Origin of the sequence: Paenibacillus koleovorans NBRC 103111 (assembly GCF_004000845.1) — a bacterium.
GTDB classification, from domain to species: Bacteria; Bacillota; Bacilli; order Paenibacillales; family NBRC-103111; genus Paenibacillus_AA; species Paenibacillus_AA koleovorans.
In genome coordinates, this window is the sequence record NZ_BIMA01000002.1 from 109,740 (window position 1) to 126,683 (window position 16,944).

Here is a 16,944-nt window from a genome sequence, read left to right on the forward strand (position 1 = left end):
AAAGCCGTCTCAAGTATCCAAATCAGCCTTGGAGATGTCTATGCTGAGGTCCACCTGGAAGAAGCCATTCTCATCGGGCACCGAGGTGAAGCCGAACGAAGCTCGCTGGATATCGGCGAAAGCCCAGTGGGTATAGTCCAAGTCATTGTAAAGGCTGGGGTAGCCTTGCACGTTGTACCTCGCGTCTCGTCCGATAAACCGATTCACCATTGTAATGTATTCCGCTCTTGTGATCAGTCCGTCAGGTTGGATCGTACCGTCCGGATATCCTTGCAGCAACCCGTAATTCACAATCATATTGACATAGTCGAAATAATAGTGCGACGCCGGCAAATCGGGGAACTGCACGATGCTGGCCTTGTCGGTCATTTTATGCGACATCGCTATGATCTTCGCCATCTCTCCTCTGGTCACAGGCTCAGTCGGCCTCACGGTAACTCCCTTGGGAATCGCCCCGATGCTGACCATATACTCGATCGCTGCAAACGACCATCGGTCCGTCTCCAAATCCGTGAAATCCGACACGGTCGGCTTCATATACCCATCAGTAGTACCCGCTTGCTTGAAAATGCGGTAAAGCGAGGCGGCTACTTGCTCTCGTGTCAGAGGATCGCCCACCCCTACCGCGCCAGTGTCATACCCATTAATGTAGCCGTACGGGAACTCAATTCTGGCCGGTTCGTCCCCAGGCGGAGGTGTAGGCGATGGCGAAGTTGCGGGCGTTGGCGTAGGTGAAGGAGAACCGGTTGGAGTAGACGCCGGCGTTGAAGTTGGCTTTGCCGTAGGAGTCGGTGAAACGGTTGGAGAAGGCGATGGTGTCGGGGTTGGTTTGGGAGTTGCGGTAGGGGTTGGGGAACCCGTCGGTGTTGGAGTTACAGTAGGACTCGGGAAAGGCGTAGCATTGTCGTCATTCGTTACGATAACCGTTTTGACCGAACCCGGTGATAAGGTGACCGTCCCGTTCGTGTTCAGATTCCCGCTGTAGCTGACCGTGTATCCGGGAGCCGGAGCTTCACTGACCCGATAAACGCCGGCTGCCAGCGTATATTTTTTGCCGGGAGACTCCACGCCCGAAGCAGGACTGCCTACAACATCTTTGCCGCCCGTATCCTGCACATGAAGCTTGAAGTCGCTTGCAATAGCCGTGCCTCCATTATTATTGATTACCTTCTTGATGACATAAAGCGTCGCAAGGGAACCTCCCTCGTATTCCAAATCATCGTTGATCACAACGACCGTCTTGTTGTCGCCCGCGTTCAAGGTTACGACATTTCCGCCGCTATGATCAAAATCTCCGCTGTAGCTGACCGAATACACGGTACTGAGCTCTTCGCTGACTACATAGGTGCCGGCAGGCAAAATATATGTAGTGCCGGGAGAGGCAGCGCCGGGTGCAGGACTTCCTGGTACATCGTTGCCGTTACTGTCCTTCACATGCAAGGTAAAGATGCCCGGAGTTCCCAAACTTCCGTTATCATTGATGACTTGCTTGATCACATGGAGCGTGGCCATAAGCGGCGGCGCTACAGCAAGACCGGGTGCAGGCGCGATTAACGGAGCTAGCAATAGTGCAGACAGCAGGACGAGGATGCATCGTATCTTTCGGAGTGTGAACATAGCTTCCAATCATTCCCCTTTTCGGTGATTTTAATAACATTAGGATAGCATATCGCCGCGATGAATAGTTCTACGGAACTACTTATTATACAAAAAAGTTCAATAGTCGAGTTTCACTTTCAAACCCGCGCCACAAAAGAAAAAATAAAGTTTTGTAAATCCATAATTCGACATTTTACGCTCTTGCATGCTGTAAATTAAGCGCTTACAATAATAGTACTTTGTTACTAGGAGGTGAGTGCTATGAGCCAAGAAGAAGATGTAGTCGAAGTGATCGTGGAAGAGAGCGACGCTGCCGCTGAAGAAGCGGTCGCAGAGGAAGTCGTCGCGGAAGAAGCTGTCGATGAGGTTGCCGACGCCCAAGAAGCGGAGGTCGAGGAAGCCGCAGCGGAAGCTGCCGCAACCGTGGAAGAGGAAGCAGGGGAACAACCTGCCGCCGAGGAAAGCGAATCGGAATAATCCCTGTTCAAGCAGTCGTTCGTTTGGAAGGGCTGTGGCACAGGTTCTCATAAGAAACGCCCCCTTCAGCCGGTGAAGGGGGCTTTATTTAGGCCTAAGAGACAACTACCGCTTCCCTCTCGCCTTTCTCGAGATTAACCCTGGTGAGCATGTATATCCCGAGGATGAAGAACACCACAAGCGCCAAGATGCCAAACCGGCTGGAGCCGGTGGCGAGCCCGACGACCGAGAACGCGAACGGACCGAGAATGGCGCTGAACTTGCTCGATACCGTAAGAAAGCCGAAAAACTCAGCCGACCGCCCCGCCGGAATGAGCCGCGAGAAAATCGATCGCGCAATCGCCTGGCTGCCCCCTTGCACAAATCCGACCATCACGGCCAGCACGTAGAAATGTAGCGCCGATGTCATGAAGTAGCCGAGCACGACGATGACCACATAGATGCTGAGCGATATATACAACGATTGTTTGGAGCCGAGCCGCTCGGCGATTTTGCCGAATGCCAGCGTACATGGGATGCCGACGAATTGGGTGATGACCAGAGCGGCGATCAAATCAGTCGTTCCAATACCGATCTCTTTGCCGTATACGGTAGCCATCGTAATGATCGTGCTGATCCCGTCATTGAAAAACCAGAAGGCGATCAAATATTTGACCAGCTCGGGGTAATGCAGGATTTGTTTGAACGTCGCCGCGACTCTGCGGAAGCCGACCGAAGCATAGTAGCCCAGCGGACGTCCGGACAATTTGCCCGTATCCTTGACTCGGCGGAACAACGGTATGGAGAACACGAGCCACCAAATCGCGACGGATGCGAAGGATACATAAGTGCCCGCAAGCGTACTGGGCAGGCCGAACCAAGCCGGTTTCTGTATCATCAACAAATTGATCACGAGCAGAATGCCCCCGCCGATATACCCCGTCATAAATCCTTGAGAGGACACATAGTCCCTTCGTTTGGCCTCCACCAAGTCCGGCAGCAGCGCATCATAGAAAGCGTTTCCACCCGAAAATCCGATCGTCCCGAAAATAAACAAAACGGATGCTAAAATGTAGTCGCCGTTACCCACGAACACGAAACCTGCGGAAGCAAGGACGCCAATGTAAGTAAACGTGCGGAGAAACGTCATCTTGGCTCCCGTATCGTCGGCGATCGCGCCCAGAATCGGTGCCAGCACCGCCACGATCAGCATGGCGATCGTCTGCGTGAGTCCCCAATACGAGGCGGCCAAGTGGTCCTCGGCCAATGTCGAAGCCGCGACATCGCTGTAGAAGATCGGCAGCACCGCCGCCATCATCGTCGTGGCAAACGCGGAATTCGCCCAATCGTACATGAGCCAGGCTCTAATTTTGATGCGGTCTTCCATGGGAGTCCCCCTCATGAGTATGTCGGAATAAGTGCGGCTGACATTCCCATTCTAACATCGAATCCGGATCGATAGAAGACGTCGGATGTAAAGGTTTTCTATGGACGGCAAAAAGCGAGAACCTGCACCAGGTCCCCGCCATATCGCGCTCAACTCCTATTCGCCGCTTCCTTGCCGATGCTGCTCCTGCAGCACGCGGCGCAGCACCTTGCCGACCATGCTCTTAGGCAGCTCTTCGCGAAATTCGTAATACCTCGGCACCTTGTACGCCGCCAGCTTGCTTCTGCAATACGTATTTAACTCTTCCTCCGTCACGGTCAACTCCGGCTTCAGCACCACATACGCTTTTACCGTCTCGCCGCGATAGTCGTCCGGCACTCCAATCACCGTCGCCTCGAGCACGGACGGATGGTCGAACAGCACTTCTTCCAACTCGCGGGGGAATATTTTGTAGCCGCCGGCGATGATCAAGTCCTTCTTGCGGTCCACGATGTAGAAATAGCCGTCCTCATCCATATAGCCCATGTCTCCGGTGCGCAACCAACCGTCCCTCAGCACCTCCGCCGTCTCTTCTGGCCGATTCCAGTACCCTTTCATCACCTGCGGCCCTTTGATCTCCATCTCGCCTACCTCACCTACCGGCAGGATCGCTCCAGTGTCCGGGTCGGCAATCCGACAATCGGTTCCGGGCCACGGCAACCCGATGCTGCCGATCTTGCTCCTCTCCCAGATCGGATTCGCATGGGTTACAGGCGAGCACTCCGACAAACCGTATCCTTCGACCAGCCTTCCGCCGCTTAGCGACTGAAACCGCTGCTGGACCTCGAGCGGCAATGGCGCCGATCCGCTGATGCAGCATTGAATCGAGGAGATGTCGAATTTTTTCGCTGTCTGCGGATGGTGGTTGATCGCAATGTACATCGTCGGCGCACCGGGGAAAATAGTAGGCTTCTCGGCATGAATCGTCTTGAGCAGCGTATCGATCTCGAACCGCGGGAGCAGCACAAGCTTGCCGCCGACCGCCATGGCGAAATTCAGGCAGACCGTCATTCCGTAGACGTGAAACATCGGCACCGCCGCCAGCACCGTTTCTTTGCCCAGCGCCGCCCGGTACATCCATTGCTTCGCTTGCTCGACATTCGCAACGAGATTGTAATGGGTAAGCATGACCCCTTTCGCCGTTCCGGTCGTGCCGCCGGTATATTGCAGCACCGCCACATCCTCAAGCACATTTACCTGAAAAGCGGGGATCGGCTCGGCTGACGATTGACGAAGCAGCGGCTTCAGCCGGAATATTTGCTCCTTTTGGTCGTTGATCTCAACCGGATTGACTCCTTTGCGTTTTTGGGCGATCGGATACAGGATGTTTTTCGGAAAAGGGAGATAGTCGGGAATGGCGGTCACGATAACGCGCTTCAGCTTGACTTTGTCACGAATGGAGCGAATGCGGGGAAACAGCAAATCCAGGCAGACGATCGTATCCGCCCCGGAATCATTCAGATGATAGACGAGCTCACGCTCTACATACAAAGGATTCGTCTGCACGACGACGGCGCCAAGCAGCAATGTCCCATAGTAGCAGATTACATATTGCGGCAAATTGGGCAGCATGAGCGCCACCCGGTCACCACGCCCTACGCCAAGATGGCTGAGCGCATTCGCGAATCGGTATGCCTCCTGCAGCAGCTCGCGATAGCTCATCTTGCCGCCGAAGAACGAGACCGCCGTATGCGAAGGATACAGCTTGACCGCTTCCTTCAAATAATGGGTGAGCGGTACCGGGGGCACGTCTTGCTTCGGTTGGACTTCCTTCGGATAATTCGCAAACCAAGGTCTTTGATCCAAGCTCCTCCACCTACCTCGATGAAAGCGTTTATTGCCGGTAGTAGATAGGTATGGAGGAGTGCCTGGTCAAAATGTCAAAGGAAAGCTCAATTTGGCTTGATTTTCTAGTTAGGCTGTCCGGCGATGGCGAATTTCTCCGCTTGGAACCGCCGGTAGCCTTCCAGCGAGAATGGCGATGTCGGCTCAGCCCATGGGGTGCCAAACTCCGACAGCAGCTTGCAGGATTCGAAAGCTTCCCTCAGCGTAGCTTCGATGTCCACAATCCAAGTGGACGTATCGCCGGAATCATTAACATGCTTAACTAAATGCTCGGAAGCAACGTTTCGAACCGCTCCCGCCGACTCGAAAGCTCCGTTCGCCGTCAGCATAAACCGTCGAGTTGCGCGCAGCGGGCAGATCAGCTCGCTCTCTTCGCCGCGCAGCACCCGGATCATATTCATCAGGTTGCTGCTATACGGCCAGACGTCCTCGGTCTCGACGACCACCGTCTCCCCTGCAGCGGTAGTAAGCTCCAGCTTCTTATTATACTCGCAACGAATCGAACCGGCCGTACCTTCAATGAGCATTAGCGGCGTATCCGTTCCGTCTCGAGAACATAACGTGGCGTAGAAGCTGACGGTCGGACCGCCCTCCACCATCACCCGAATGCAGGAGGTGTCATCCCCCTCGATTGTATTCCCGTGATACAGCTCCGCTTGGACTTGAGTCGGCCCGCTGTCGGTGGAATCACTTACACCACGTTGAGCCGCTCCACAGATCACAGAAGATTGCACTAACAAGTTGAGCAGATGGGAAAATGGATTCATGACGGTGCCGTCCAGCACAAGACGCCCATTCACGCTCAGCTTGCCTGCCCATGGCGTGCGGTTATAATAGGAAGCCGCCCGTTTCCATAAGCCAAGCCCCTTCACCGCCGTCACTTCACCAAGTTTGCCGGCAGCGACCCAATCCGCCATCGCCTGTCTCATCTTGTGCGTGAAGCTGCTGAAATTGACCGCGCAGCGCTTCCCGGTCCGCTCCATCGTGTCGATGAGCCGATCCAGATCTTCGATCGTCGCCGCCGGCGGCTTCTCGAGCAACAGGTCGTAGCCCGCCTCCATCACGTCAATACCCATGCCGGCATGCAGATGGATCGGAGTGGACACGATAACCAGCTGCATGCTTCGCTCTTCCGCCAGCATCGCTTTATAGTCCGAGTACAGAACGGCCCCCTCCGCTTGCAGCTCTGCCTGCTTCTCCTCGTCGATGCGCAGGTCGCTAACCGCTACCAGCTTGACTGCACCCGCTTCCGCCAATGCCCGCACTTGCTTCAGATGGACGGCGCCGAAGCCATTTACTCCAATAATGCCAATATTAATAGCTTGATGCGACACTTCTAGTATGCCTCCCCCATAGTAGATGAACCACAACAGTATTCTTCGCCGTAACGGCCACCCATTCCTGCCTCGTGGTCCTATCCGTCTATGCGGCTAGTGCGATTAGAACATGTCGATGATCAGCGAGAGACGTCTCGGCATGGCGCGCTCCAGTAACGCGATAGACGCAGCATCGCCATGGATCCTTCCGATCTCCGCCATCGCCGACGGGCGGCGGAAGCCGCAGACGATCGCAGACAGAGTGCGGATGTCAAGCTTGCAGCGTGCTGCTGTAGCGCAAGCGCTTGCTTCTTCCGCCTCCAACCGAGTGACGCTGACGCCGCCATCCGATAGCCATACCAATCGCCAGGTGCCGCTATTCCATGATGCATGTTCGTCCGTCAGGTCGAATAGGAGCTCCGTACCTGGTGTTAGCTTCTCAAATCGGAAGCGCCCGGCAAGTGCCTGCCAATCCACGATGCGGAACATGAAATACGAGAAATATTCCCGCTCGACCTTGTCCGGCTCTCCTACCAGCATCATTACCGGATCGTTTAGCGGCGAATTGAAATCTACTTTGTCCAGAATCGAATCGTGATTGGCTATAAACTGCCACAAGCTCTTACGTCCCTCGAAACTAAGCGCAAGAAACTCCGAAATCCGCATTTTCCGGTCCCGAATCGTATACAGCATATATCCGTTAGGCTCGCCAGCCTCGTCATAGGACATCGCGAGGCTTCCCAGCTTACGCCGCAGCACGGTAGACTTCCACCATTCCTCGGTCCTTACGAGCATGCCGTTATATCGCATCGCATATTGGTCGTATATGCGATTGATTGTCTCCAAATCGGCGGCGCTTCCCCGCTTGACTGTACCCGATGCATCCTTGAAACGCGGAACATGCTGGATGTCCATCGAATACGTAGTATGGTCGCAGAACCACTCCCAGCCATATTTGCGGTAGAAGCCGTAAGCGAACGGGTTGAGCATCGAGATCGTCTGTCCGTTCGCACGCATCACTTCCAGGCTGTGCGTCATCAGCTTGCCTACCATGCCGTTGCGCCGCATCTCGGGATACGTGGCGACATGCGCTATGCCGCCCATCTTGTATTTCTCGCCCTCCAGGTATGTCTCGAACGGGATTATCGCAATGCGGGCGGCAAGCCGGTCCTCCAAGTAGTAACCCCATATTTGCTCCGGCACCACTTGCTTGCTGCGCGCTTTCAAGTCGTCTTCCGAGAACGTCACGGCGAAGGCTACCTGCGTCATGTCCATGAACTGATCGACTTCATCCGGTCTCAGCTGTCGAATCATCTTGCTCCACTCCTTCGCTTCTGAAGATTTGCCTTGTACGCATTCGGCGCACGGCCGGCAAATCGATATTCGTTGTCCATCTTACTATAGGGGAATCGCTTCCCGCCTGCCTACAATCGGATTTTCCGCTTCTGGAACGATTGTTGCGAAATCGAACATATGATGAAAGAGTGAAAAATATGATGATACCCCGTCCGATGCCAGCATGATTAAATAATAAGGTAAGAATAGATCATAAGATGGGGGTTTAAAGAGACCGCTATGCCACACCAACATCAAACACACATCTGGGCTGTAGGAGATGGAGAGAAAGTACGCCGAGACGACTTGGCCAATCCGAACCGGGACGGCAACAGCGTCTGGGACGGTCATACGGTGAGATTGTTCGGCGCGCGCAACGAGACGATCGCGTTCCAGCTCATTGTGGAGTCGCAGAACTCGCCGATCCCCTCATTATCCGTCGAAATGTCCGAGCTTCGCCATCGCAACTATGAGAACGCCTTCATTCGCAACGAGCTAGCCCATCCCGACGATCCGAACGACTATGTCGGCCGACGTATCGAAGTGTTCACGCAGCACTATCTGTACGTCCCTGATGAACTGAGCACGCCGCCTCAATGGTTTTACTCCGCCAGCGCTCCTCCGCTTCAGATGTCAGGCTGGATTCCGGACGCGCTCATCCCGCATAATGCTCGTGTAGGCTTTGGCGGACAGCCCGTTGCGGTTCAGCCTCGAGCGAATCAAGGCTTCTGGATCGATATCTATGTGCCGAATGACGACGCGCTGCCGCCAGGTTTGTACACCGGCGCGATCACGGTGACTATGCATGACCACAACGAAACGACGATTCCAGTCGAGCTGCAGTTGTTCGACTTCGCCCTGCCGCAGGAAACCCATACGAAGACGATGGTGTATGCAAGCGATGTCAGCTCCTACTTCCCGAAGCTCGACGCGCCTAAAGACGCGCTGCGCAAAATGGCCCAGCGCCACCGGTTCAATCTGGTAGGCGACGATGTGCATGGCCGAGCTTTCGATGAGACGGCGCTTCAGGCCTATCGTCCGTATCTCGACGGCTCGTTCTTCAGCCGCGCCAACGGCTACGAAGGCCCGGGCGAAGGTGTAGGCGAGCAAATTTTCCCGGTCGGGATGTACGGGTCCCCGGTCCTGGGTGAAGAGCCGGCACAGATGCAAGCGGAAGCCGACAAATGGGTAAACTGGTTCCATCAGCAGAAAGAAGCTTACGGCTGGAACGGCGCGTACTTCCTCTACTTGATCGATGAGCCGCGTGTGGATAAGTTCCCCTGGATTCAAGAGCAATGCAGCGCAATCAAATCTTCCGAGGGCCCTGGCCGCGAATTGCCGATTTTGACTACTCGCGGCTTTGCGCAAGCGCTGGAGGGATCGATCGATATCTGGTGTTCCTCCCACGTAACCTCGGAAGGCAAAGCCGGCGCTGACCGCAATGGACAGCCCGTCTGGTTTTACAACGGCTACCGCCCTTCTCACGGCTCGATCATCCTGGAAGGCGATGCGGTCGATATGCGAGTGAACAGCTGGCTAAAGTGGAAGCATAACATTGAGCTGTATTTCGTCTGGCATGGTACCCACTGGCGCCACAACCATCAAGGCCCGCGCGGCCGTACGAATCAGAACGTATACGGGTATCCGGTCACCTTCATGTACATCAATACCAATCAGAATGACGAATTTTATTATGGAGGGGACGGCGTCCATTGGGGCAATGGAGACGGCATCCTGTTCTACCCAGGCCACGATCCGTTCTATCGCGAGCAAGACCGCGGCATTCAAGCGCCGATCAGCTCGATTCGGATGAAAAATTTGCGCCGGGGCATTCAGGACTACGAGTACATGTGGCTAGCCGCCCGGCAAGGTAAACGCGAGCAAGTGGACGCGATCGTGAACGAGGCCATCCCTCGTGTCTTGCATGAGACGGACCGCGATCAAGACATCGCATGGTCCCCTGTCGGCAGCGATTGGGACGGCTATCGGAAAAATTTGGCCGACCTGCTGTCACGAAATTAGGATTCGACATGACTGACAGCTATGTTATAATGGAGCCTCACTGGAATTCACACTAGGACGGGTGATTGCCGAATGGAACAGTCCAAGCTGAACGTGTTTTCCCGAATGGGCTTGAAGGACAGGACTTCCTCTTTATTTATACGGCTCTTAGTGAGTTTCCTGGTCGTAATCTCGCTGCTCGTCGCGTTCATCCTGTTCTCCGTCATGTACTATCGGGGGGATATTAAAGAAGAGCTGATCAAATACAATACGCTCAACTTGAAAAATACGACCGACAGTTATGAATCACTGTTCGAGCTTATTCACAATTCCATACTCACCTTCTCGCTGCAGCCGAATTTGAAAAGCGTGGAAGGCGACGGAATCGACTACCTGAAGGCGGTTGCGACGATGCAGGACTCGCAGTTTTTTCTCGCCAACCGCCTCCTGTACCTGGACAACATTTTTTTACTCTATAAGGACACCGGGTTCGCTTTGGAAAAAGGACGCGGCACGGACATCCAAACGATGTTCGGCCGCTACTATCAAAGTCCGGACTATAGCTCCGAATTCTGGAGCAAGCAGTTCCAGGAAATGGTCAAATTCAGGGTATTTCCTGCCTCTACCTTCGCTGAGCTGGATCGGGGCAATCGCGTTGGGCCTAAAAACCTGATCCCGATTTTGGTTAAAAACGAGCAACTGCCGAACTTCTACATGCTCGCGATGGCGGATGCAGATTCCTTGTATGGATCGCTGCACCACTCGATCAACGATAACTTCTACATTCTGAACGAACGGGGCGAAAAGTTGTACAGCTCCATCAACTCCGCCCAAATCGCCTTGCCCGAGTTTCCGAACCAGGAAGGGTTTGTGCTGCAGGACGACCATTACTATTTCTACATGAAGGATAAAAGCGGGTTCACGTATATCAACATGATCCCGGACAATACGATCTCCGCCCAGGTCAAATGGAATTTCTGGTTTTTGCTGTCGCTCATCTTGACCGTTGCGGTTAGCGTTACGCTGTCCCTTGTGCTGAGCCATCGCTTGAATGTTCCGGTGAAACGGATTATCGACGCCATTCAGAAATGGAATACGCCGTTGCCTTGGCAGAGCGGGATAAAGGAATTCAACATCATTCACGATAAAATCAACGATATTCTGCAGTCCAGCCGCGATATCCATCAGGATTTATCCGAGAAAGAATCGCTGCTTCGTTACTTTGCCTACTCGAACATGCTGAAGAAGATCCGTCACAATAGCGGGAACTCCAGTTCGCTAATTACGGCTGACCGACCTTTCGTCCTGCTCTTGTTCCAAGTATGCTACAAATCCGCGCTTCATCGCATGGAGGTTGAAGAGGAGCGGGCGACTTCGTTCATCCGCGAGTACGTGAACCGAATTGTGAGCGAGGTATACAGCGATTCGCTTACGTTCCAGATGGAGAACGACCAGATTCTCTCTATTGTGTTCACGGAATCGGATCAACAGGATCCGAAATTGCTCGCTACCCTGGATCAGATCAGACTGGTGCTCGACACGGAACGGGATTATTGCTTCTTGACGATCTGCGCATCCGGAGGTACCGATGATTGGAACGAAGCGTATCGGAACGGCTTGGAGCTGCTCAAGGGCAGGAAGTTTAACGAGGAAACGCAAGTGATGCTCCATCTCCCCGCCGAGACGGAGGAGATGGGCCTGGCGATGTCGCCTTCGCATGAAGAGGAATTCGAGGCCAACATGAGCAACGGCAACGATGCACTAGTCATCCAGCTGGTCAAACGTTTGCTAGCCCAGCTGGCCAAGAAGGATGTCAGCACGCAAGCGGTCCTGGCGTTCGCCGACGATATTATCATGCGTACACAGAAATCGTTGCAACAACGCGCCTTGGATACGCAGCCCATCCGGCAGGTGCAGGCCAGGCTGCCTTCCATCCATACGTATGAACAGCTGGAGGAGCTGTTGAACAGCATGATCGCAACCGCCTCCCAGCTGCTCCGCGAGCGTAAGGAAAAGCGCGACCATATTATCCATTTCGTATACGATTACTTGGAGGAGCATTACGAGAAGGACATTACGCTGGATGCGATCGCCGATAAGCTGAACATTTCGCGCAGCTACTTGTCCACCTACTTCAAAGAGAAAACCGGCATCTATTTCGTCGATTACGTGAATACGGTCCGGGTAGGGAAAGCGAAAAAGCTGCTGGCTCGTCCCGATATTCGCATCCAGGATGCCGCATCCATGGTCGGCTACCAGAATATCAACTCGTTCAACCGCATGTTCAAGAAATTCACCGGCATGACGCCCAGCGAGTTTCGCAAAAATGAGATCGTCTAGCCTTTCGCGAGCGGGATCTGCGCTCGCGCGAGGCTTTTTTTGTGTATTATTCGTACAAATCCGTGCTCAAGTACTTCAACCCCGAATCGTTCACCGACATGACGATCCGAGCGCCCTTCTCGCGCTCACGCAGCAGCTTGAGCGCCGCCGCAGCATTCGCCCCGGAGCTGAAGCCGGCGAAGATGCCTTCCTCCCTGGCGAGCCGGCGGGCGGCTTCCATCGCTTCTTCGTCGTCGACGGTCAGGAAGCCTGTAATCAGGCTGCGGTCCACAAGCGGCAGCTCCATGTTATACCCGCCGCCCTGCAGGCGGTGATTCGGGTTCGTGACTGAGCCGCCCGCCAGCTTAGGCGCGCCTGCCGGCTCTACAAGGTAGCAACGAATCGCCGGATTCAACTCGCGGAGCCGCTTGGCGCAGCCGGCGAACGTGCCGCCGCTGCCCGCGAAATCGAGGAACACGTCAAACTCGCCGCCGGTCTGGCTCCATATTTCTTCGGCCGTATGCTCCTCATGCGCGAGCAAACTGCCGGGATGCTGGAACTGATGCGCGCGGAAGGCGCCGCGCTCCAGCACGATCCGCTCCGTCTCCTGCTCTACGAGCGCGATGTCTTCGCCGGACACTTGCCCCGGCACGGAGCTTGGCGCCTGGTCGACGAGCACGACTTCGGCGCCGAGCGCCTTCATCATCCGAGCACGCTCAACCGAGTTGCCCCTGGACATGACGGCTACAAACTTGTAACCCTTCACCGCACAGACGATGGCGAGCCCCGTTCCCGTATTTCCGCTTGTCAGCTCCACAACCGTCTGTCCAGGCAACAGGCTGCCGTCCTGCTCCGCGATCTCGACGATCTTCAGCGCGATCCGGTCCTTCTTGCTGAAGCCTGGGTTGAAATACTCCAGCTTGGCATAGATGTCCCCTGCCAAGCCTCGTGTCAATCGGCTCAACCGCACCATCGGCGTCTGGCCGATCGTCAGATGCACGCCTTCCAAGATCGAATGATTGTAGTCCCTCACTCTACTCTCTACTCTCTTTCCATTGTTTCTTGTAATCCAAACGTCCGCTAACCGTCGCTTGACCTGGCTGGAACAGACCTAATACGTCGTCCACATCGAGCTCCCAACCGAGTCCCGGAACGTAAATCGCATGCCCCCAATGGTCCGCCGGCTCGGATTGAAACGAGCGGAATGAGTCCAACAATCCTTGAACCCGGATTCCGGACACTCCATCGAGCAGCGCAGCGGAATACAAGGCGGTTAAGGCATGCTCCTCCTGTCCGTGAAGAATGATCTCAGCCTGATGGCAGCCTGGCAACTCGCGCGCGATCGACACCGCAGCCGCCGTATCCTGCACACGCATGCCTTGCAATGTCTCGCCGAGCAATCTGGCGTGGTAGCAGGCGCCGGTTTCGACATCGAACAGGTGAAAGGAGCTATCGGGATGCATTGCACTCTCTCCAATCCCACGCGGCTCCACATACAGCCAGCCACCGTCGAATTGCCCCCGGTAAGCTTCCGCAGCAGAATCGCCTTCCTTAGGCAATGGACCGATGACTATATTCAGCTTGTCTGAGTTTGCGCCTGCAACGGCGGAATCGAGCAACAAGCCGTTCAGCGTCAGTCCAGGTACGGATTCGAAATGGACATACTTTTCAGCGCCAATCAAGCGTGCCGTTTTCCCCAGTGCCGTAGGATCGATCTTAAGGACATCGACGAGCCGTTCGCGCACCGATATGCTCGAGCTAGGTGACGTTGCCGACGTTCTATCAGACAAATACGATTGTACGTCGTATGCGTTCCGACCACAAGTCAACTCCTGCACAGTTGGCAACGCCTCGTAATCCACTTCATCGTTTCCATAGAACGGCATGTCGAACGCCTGGCTGAAAAATCGAAGGATGGCAAGACGTGTCTCTACCCACATGCCGTGCCCTCGGCTCGCGACCAGCGTGTCGATGCGGTCGCGGGCGCCTAACAGCGTATATAGCCGCTTCGCTTCGACCATCGCATCTCGCACGCCTTCGATCGGGAAAAAATCATACAGCGCCGCTCCGACGAAATACGGTCTTGGCGCCGCCGCCGTAATCAGGTCGCTCAGATCGAGTCCTTGCTCCATGAACCCTTGCGTGCACTGCTCCGCATCCTGCGCCAATATCCGCGTGAGCATCGCCTTCAGCTCGGTGATGTAGCAAGACGGCGCCACCGCCTGTAAGCGGTCGTCATAGGCGCCCATATAGGCGGACATCATGCCACCGCCGGAATTGCCGGACACCCCGACCCGCTGCGGGTCCACCTCCGGACGCGACAGCAAGTAGTCAAGCGCCCGCACGCTCTCCGCTACGAAGTAAGGCGCCAACCGCTCGCCCCACGCGCCTAGCTGGCGATCAACCAGACAATGGGCATCGACCGCGCCCATCGGTTCCGCTTCTACGCCGCTCGCAATCGTCCGGTCGCCTTGGCCGATCGGATCGTACACGAGCGCGCAGAAGCCGTTCGTAGCCGCTTCTACGCCGAAAGAAACGTACATCGGGCTTGCTTTGCCATCCGTAGCATGGCCGCATGCGAATAAAACTGCCGGTCCAGGCGACGTGATGCCTGTCGGGTAGTAGAAGTTGGCGGTGATGAACACGCCGGGCAGTCCCTCGATCCGAACGCGGTCTACAGCATAGCGACCGCGGTCCAACGTTCCGATCAGCTCGACCCTCCCTGGTACAGCCATTTCAGGCAAAGGACCTACGCAGGAACGGAACGTTTCTCTGGCCCAATCGCGATATGCCGCCGCATCTTCTGGCGTTCGAACCGCCTTCACCTTGCGTTTTCTTTCGTTCAGGTACTTATCGCTTCTCGAGTCCAAGTATCGCAGAAACGCATTTTGCCGATATTCGGCCCGTTCCGGATAATCGTCTATATAGCTGCTTTCCCGTCCTGCATGCGCTCTTCGTTCGAATTCCGAACATCTAATCGACATCTTCTGTCCACCTCGCTGAAATTTTCTGGATAAAAAAAGGGGAGAATTGCTTCTCCCCTTTAATTCGATGCTTATTTCCATTCCCCTTTAATGCCGGAGGAGTTTAGAATTTTATTAACGTCATCAATGACTTCTTTGCCGCCTTTTCTCATAAACTCTTCGATCATCTTGCTCCAGTTCGAGATCGGCTCTTGGCCTACGATCATCTTCGTTTGCCATTCTTGAGTCAGCTGCAGCAGCTCGGACTGCTTGGCGGCCAACACCTCGGAGTGAATCCGGTTTACCGGATCGACATAGAACTTCTGATTTTTGAGCAAGTCGACAGCTCCTTGAGCGAACCCTTTGGTGAACGGATCGTTCAACACTTTGCCCGGCTCGGTCGCTTCGCTGTTCGGTGCCCAGAAACGTGCCGTGATGTATGCGTTAGGACGTTTTTCCGCCGTGTCTGCCGCTGTCAGTGCAATGCCGTTCTCCACTTTGTACCCGACATTTACACCGCCGTTCAACCAATCGAAATCTTTGTTCGAGGAAATACGTTGGTCAACCGGGATGAACGTGCGGAAGTAATCTTGCATTGTCAAGATGCGGTTGATCTTGTCCGGATCGTTCTTCAGCTTCGCATTGATCATCGTCACTTCATAGTAGCCAGGCAGCGCCAGATAGCCTTGTTGGCCGTCAGCTTGCTTGAACGGAGGAATGACCGCCAGCTCGGCGCCCGGTACCGCGGTCTTCAAGCTCTTGAAGCGCGACTCGGAAATGTCATACGGCTGCTCATAGTAAATCCCGTATTTGCCGGCGAAGAAATCTTTGCGGATGTCCGCTGTTTTCGATACCGCCCAATCCTTGTGAATTGCGCCTTCCTTGTACAGATCGGCCAGCAGCTGAGTCTGCTCCTTGAAGCCTTCGGAGATCATCCCCGGGATGAGCTGGCCGGCTTCGTTCTTGGAGTACCAGCCGGAATCCCAAGCGGCTCCCATGTGGGCCCCGTAAACGATTTGCTTGGAGAGGCCGATGCCGTACGTATCGTCTTTGCCGTTTTTGTCCGGGTCGTTCTTCGTAAAAGCGATCGCGACTTTTTTCAGCTCTTCATACGTAGTCGGCATTTTCAGACCAAGCGCATCCAGCCAGTCTTTCCGAATGAGAGGTTTCTTGCCGTACTTTTCCGGGAAGTATTGCGGAATCGCGTAAATTTTGCCGTCAACCGTCACCGCATCCCATACATGCTTCGGTACGGCTTTCAGCGAAGGAAACTTGTCGATGTAATCGTTCAGCGGCAAGAATGCGCCTTGCTTCGCCCACTTCACGAAGTTCGAGTCGGCGCTCTCCATCCCGATTACATCCGGCAAGTCGCCCGCCGCCATAACGACCGGCAGCTTGTTCGTGTATTCGTCGTAAGGCACATATTGCGGCTTAAACTCTACATTGAACTTTTCATTGATGCTCTTCAAGCCGGCTCCTTCCGGGTTCGGAAGCGGGCTCGCCCAAGTGCCCTCGATCGTAGAGATTGTAATTTTTTTGGACATATCAGGCGCACTGTTCGACGCCGACGGCGCCGGGCTCGATCCATTGTCCGAAGACGGCGTCTTTCCTCCAGAGCATGCTACTACACTAGCCGCCAAAGTGACGGCTACACCTACAGTGAGTAAACGTTTCATTTCGTTAC

The 16,944-nt window shown here is 54.8% G+C and carries 11 protein-coding genes; 3 read left to right on the forward strand and 8 right to left on the reverse strand.

The features are described 5' to 3' along the window. Window positions 1–9: 9 nt before the first annotated feature. Complete coding sequence (locus PKO02S_RS01580; protein WP_127579326.1) at window positions 10–1,617, reverse strand: S-layer homology domain-containing protein; 1,608 nt, start codon at window positions 1,615–1,617, stop codon at window positions 10–12. Window positions 1,618–1,860: 243 nt separating this feature from the next. On the opposite strand from PKO02S_RS01580, the gene PKO02S_RS01585 reads away from it, so the two are divergent. After that, the gene (locus PKO02S_RS01585; protein WP_127579327.1) at window positions 1,861–2,076 is read left to right on the forward strand and encodes a hypothetical protein; all 216 of its coding nucleotides are present in this window, start codon (window positions 1,861–1,863) and stop codon (window positions 2,074–2,076) included. 94 nt (window positions 2,077–2,170) lie between these two features. On the opposite strand, the gene PKO02S_RS01590 is transcribed toward PKO02S_RS01585, so the two are convergent. The 4 genes from PKO02S_RS01590 to PKO02S_RS01605 form a co-directional block, all read right to left on the reverse strand. Beyond that, window positions 2,171–3,442, reverse strand: a complete 1,272-nt coding sequence (locus PKO02S_RS01590; RefSeq protein WP_127579328.1) for an MFS transporter — start codon at window positions 3,440–3,442, stop codon at window positions 2,171–2,173. Window positions 3,443–3,598: 156 nt separating this feature from the next. Further along, the gene (locus PKO02S_RS01595) at window positions 3,599–5,287 is read right to left on the reverse strand and encodes a long-chain-fatty-acid--CoA ligase (RefSeq protein ID WP_127579329.1); all 1,689 of its coding nucleotides are present in this window, start codon (window positions 5,285–5,287) and stop codon (window positions 3,599–3,601) included. 104 nt (window positions 5,288–5,391) lie between these two features. Continuing rightward, window positions 5,392–6,660, reverse strand: a complete 1,269-nt coding sequence (locus PKO02S_RS01600; protein ID WP_164821238.1) for a Gfo/Idh/MocA family protein — start codon at window positions 6,658–6,660, stop codon at window positions 5,392–5,394. Between the two features lie 105 nt (window positions 6,661–6,765). Beyond that, entirely contained in the window at window positions 6,766–7,956 is a 1,191-nt protein-coding gene (locus PKO02S_RS01605; RefSeq protein ID WP_127579331.1) for a GNAT family N-acetyltransferase, read from the reverse strand. Window positions 7,957–8,217: 261 nt separating this feature from the next. Between PKO02S_RS01605 and PKO02S_RS01610 the strand changes: the two genes are divergently transcribed. Both PKO02S_RS01610 and PKO02S_RS01615 read left to right on the forward strand, forming a co-directional pair. Beyond that, window positions 8,218–9,999 carry a DUF4091 domain-containing protein gene (locus PKO02S_RS01610; protein WP_127579332.1) on the forward strand — a complete coding sequence of 594 codons (1,782 nt, stop codon included), beginning with the start codon at window positions 8,218–8,220 and terminating at the stop codon, window positions 9,997–9,999. A gap of 72 nt (window positions 10,000–10,071) precedes the next feature. Next, a complete protein-coding gene (locus PKO02S_RS01615) occupies window positions 10,072–12,318 on the forward strand; it encodes a helix-turn-helix domain-containing protein (RefSeq protein WP_127579333.1) in 2,247 nt (748 codons plus the stop codon). A 46-nt stretch (window positions 12,319–12,364) separates the two neighbouring features. Here PKO02S_RS01615 and PKO02S_RS01620 read toward each other — a convergent pair whose 3' ends face one another. From PKO02S_RS01620 to PKO02S_RS01630, 3 genes are all read right to left on the reverse strand, one after another. Further along, on the reverse strand, window positions 12,365–13,330 hold the full coding sequence (locus PKO02S_RS01620) for a PLP-dependent cysteine synthase family protein (protein ID WP_246066784.1): 966 nt from the start codon (window positions 13,328–13,330) through the stop codon (window positions 12,365–12,367). A 1-nt stretch (window position 13,331) separates the two neighbouring features. Further along, window positions 13,332–15,281 carry an alpha/beta hydrolase family protein gene (locus tag PKO02S_RS01625; protein ID WP_164821239.1) on the reverse strand — a complete coding sequence of 650 codons (1,950 nt, stop codon included), beginning with the start codon at window positions 15,279–15,281 and terminating at the stop codon, window positions 13,332–13,334. A 71-nt stretch (window positions 15,282–15,352) separates the two neighbouring features. Further along, a complete protein-coding gene (locus tag PKO02S_RS01630) occupies window positions 15,353–16,936 on the reverse strand; it encodes an extracellular solute-binding protein (protein WP_127579335.1) in 1,584 nt (527 codons plus the stop codon). Between the last annotated feature and the right edge of the window lie 8 nt (window positions 16,937–16,944).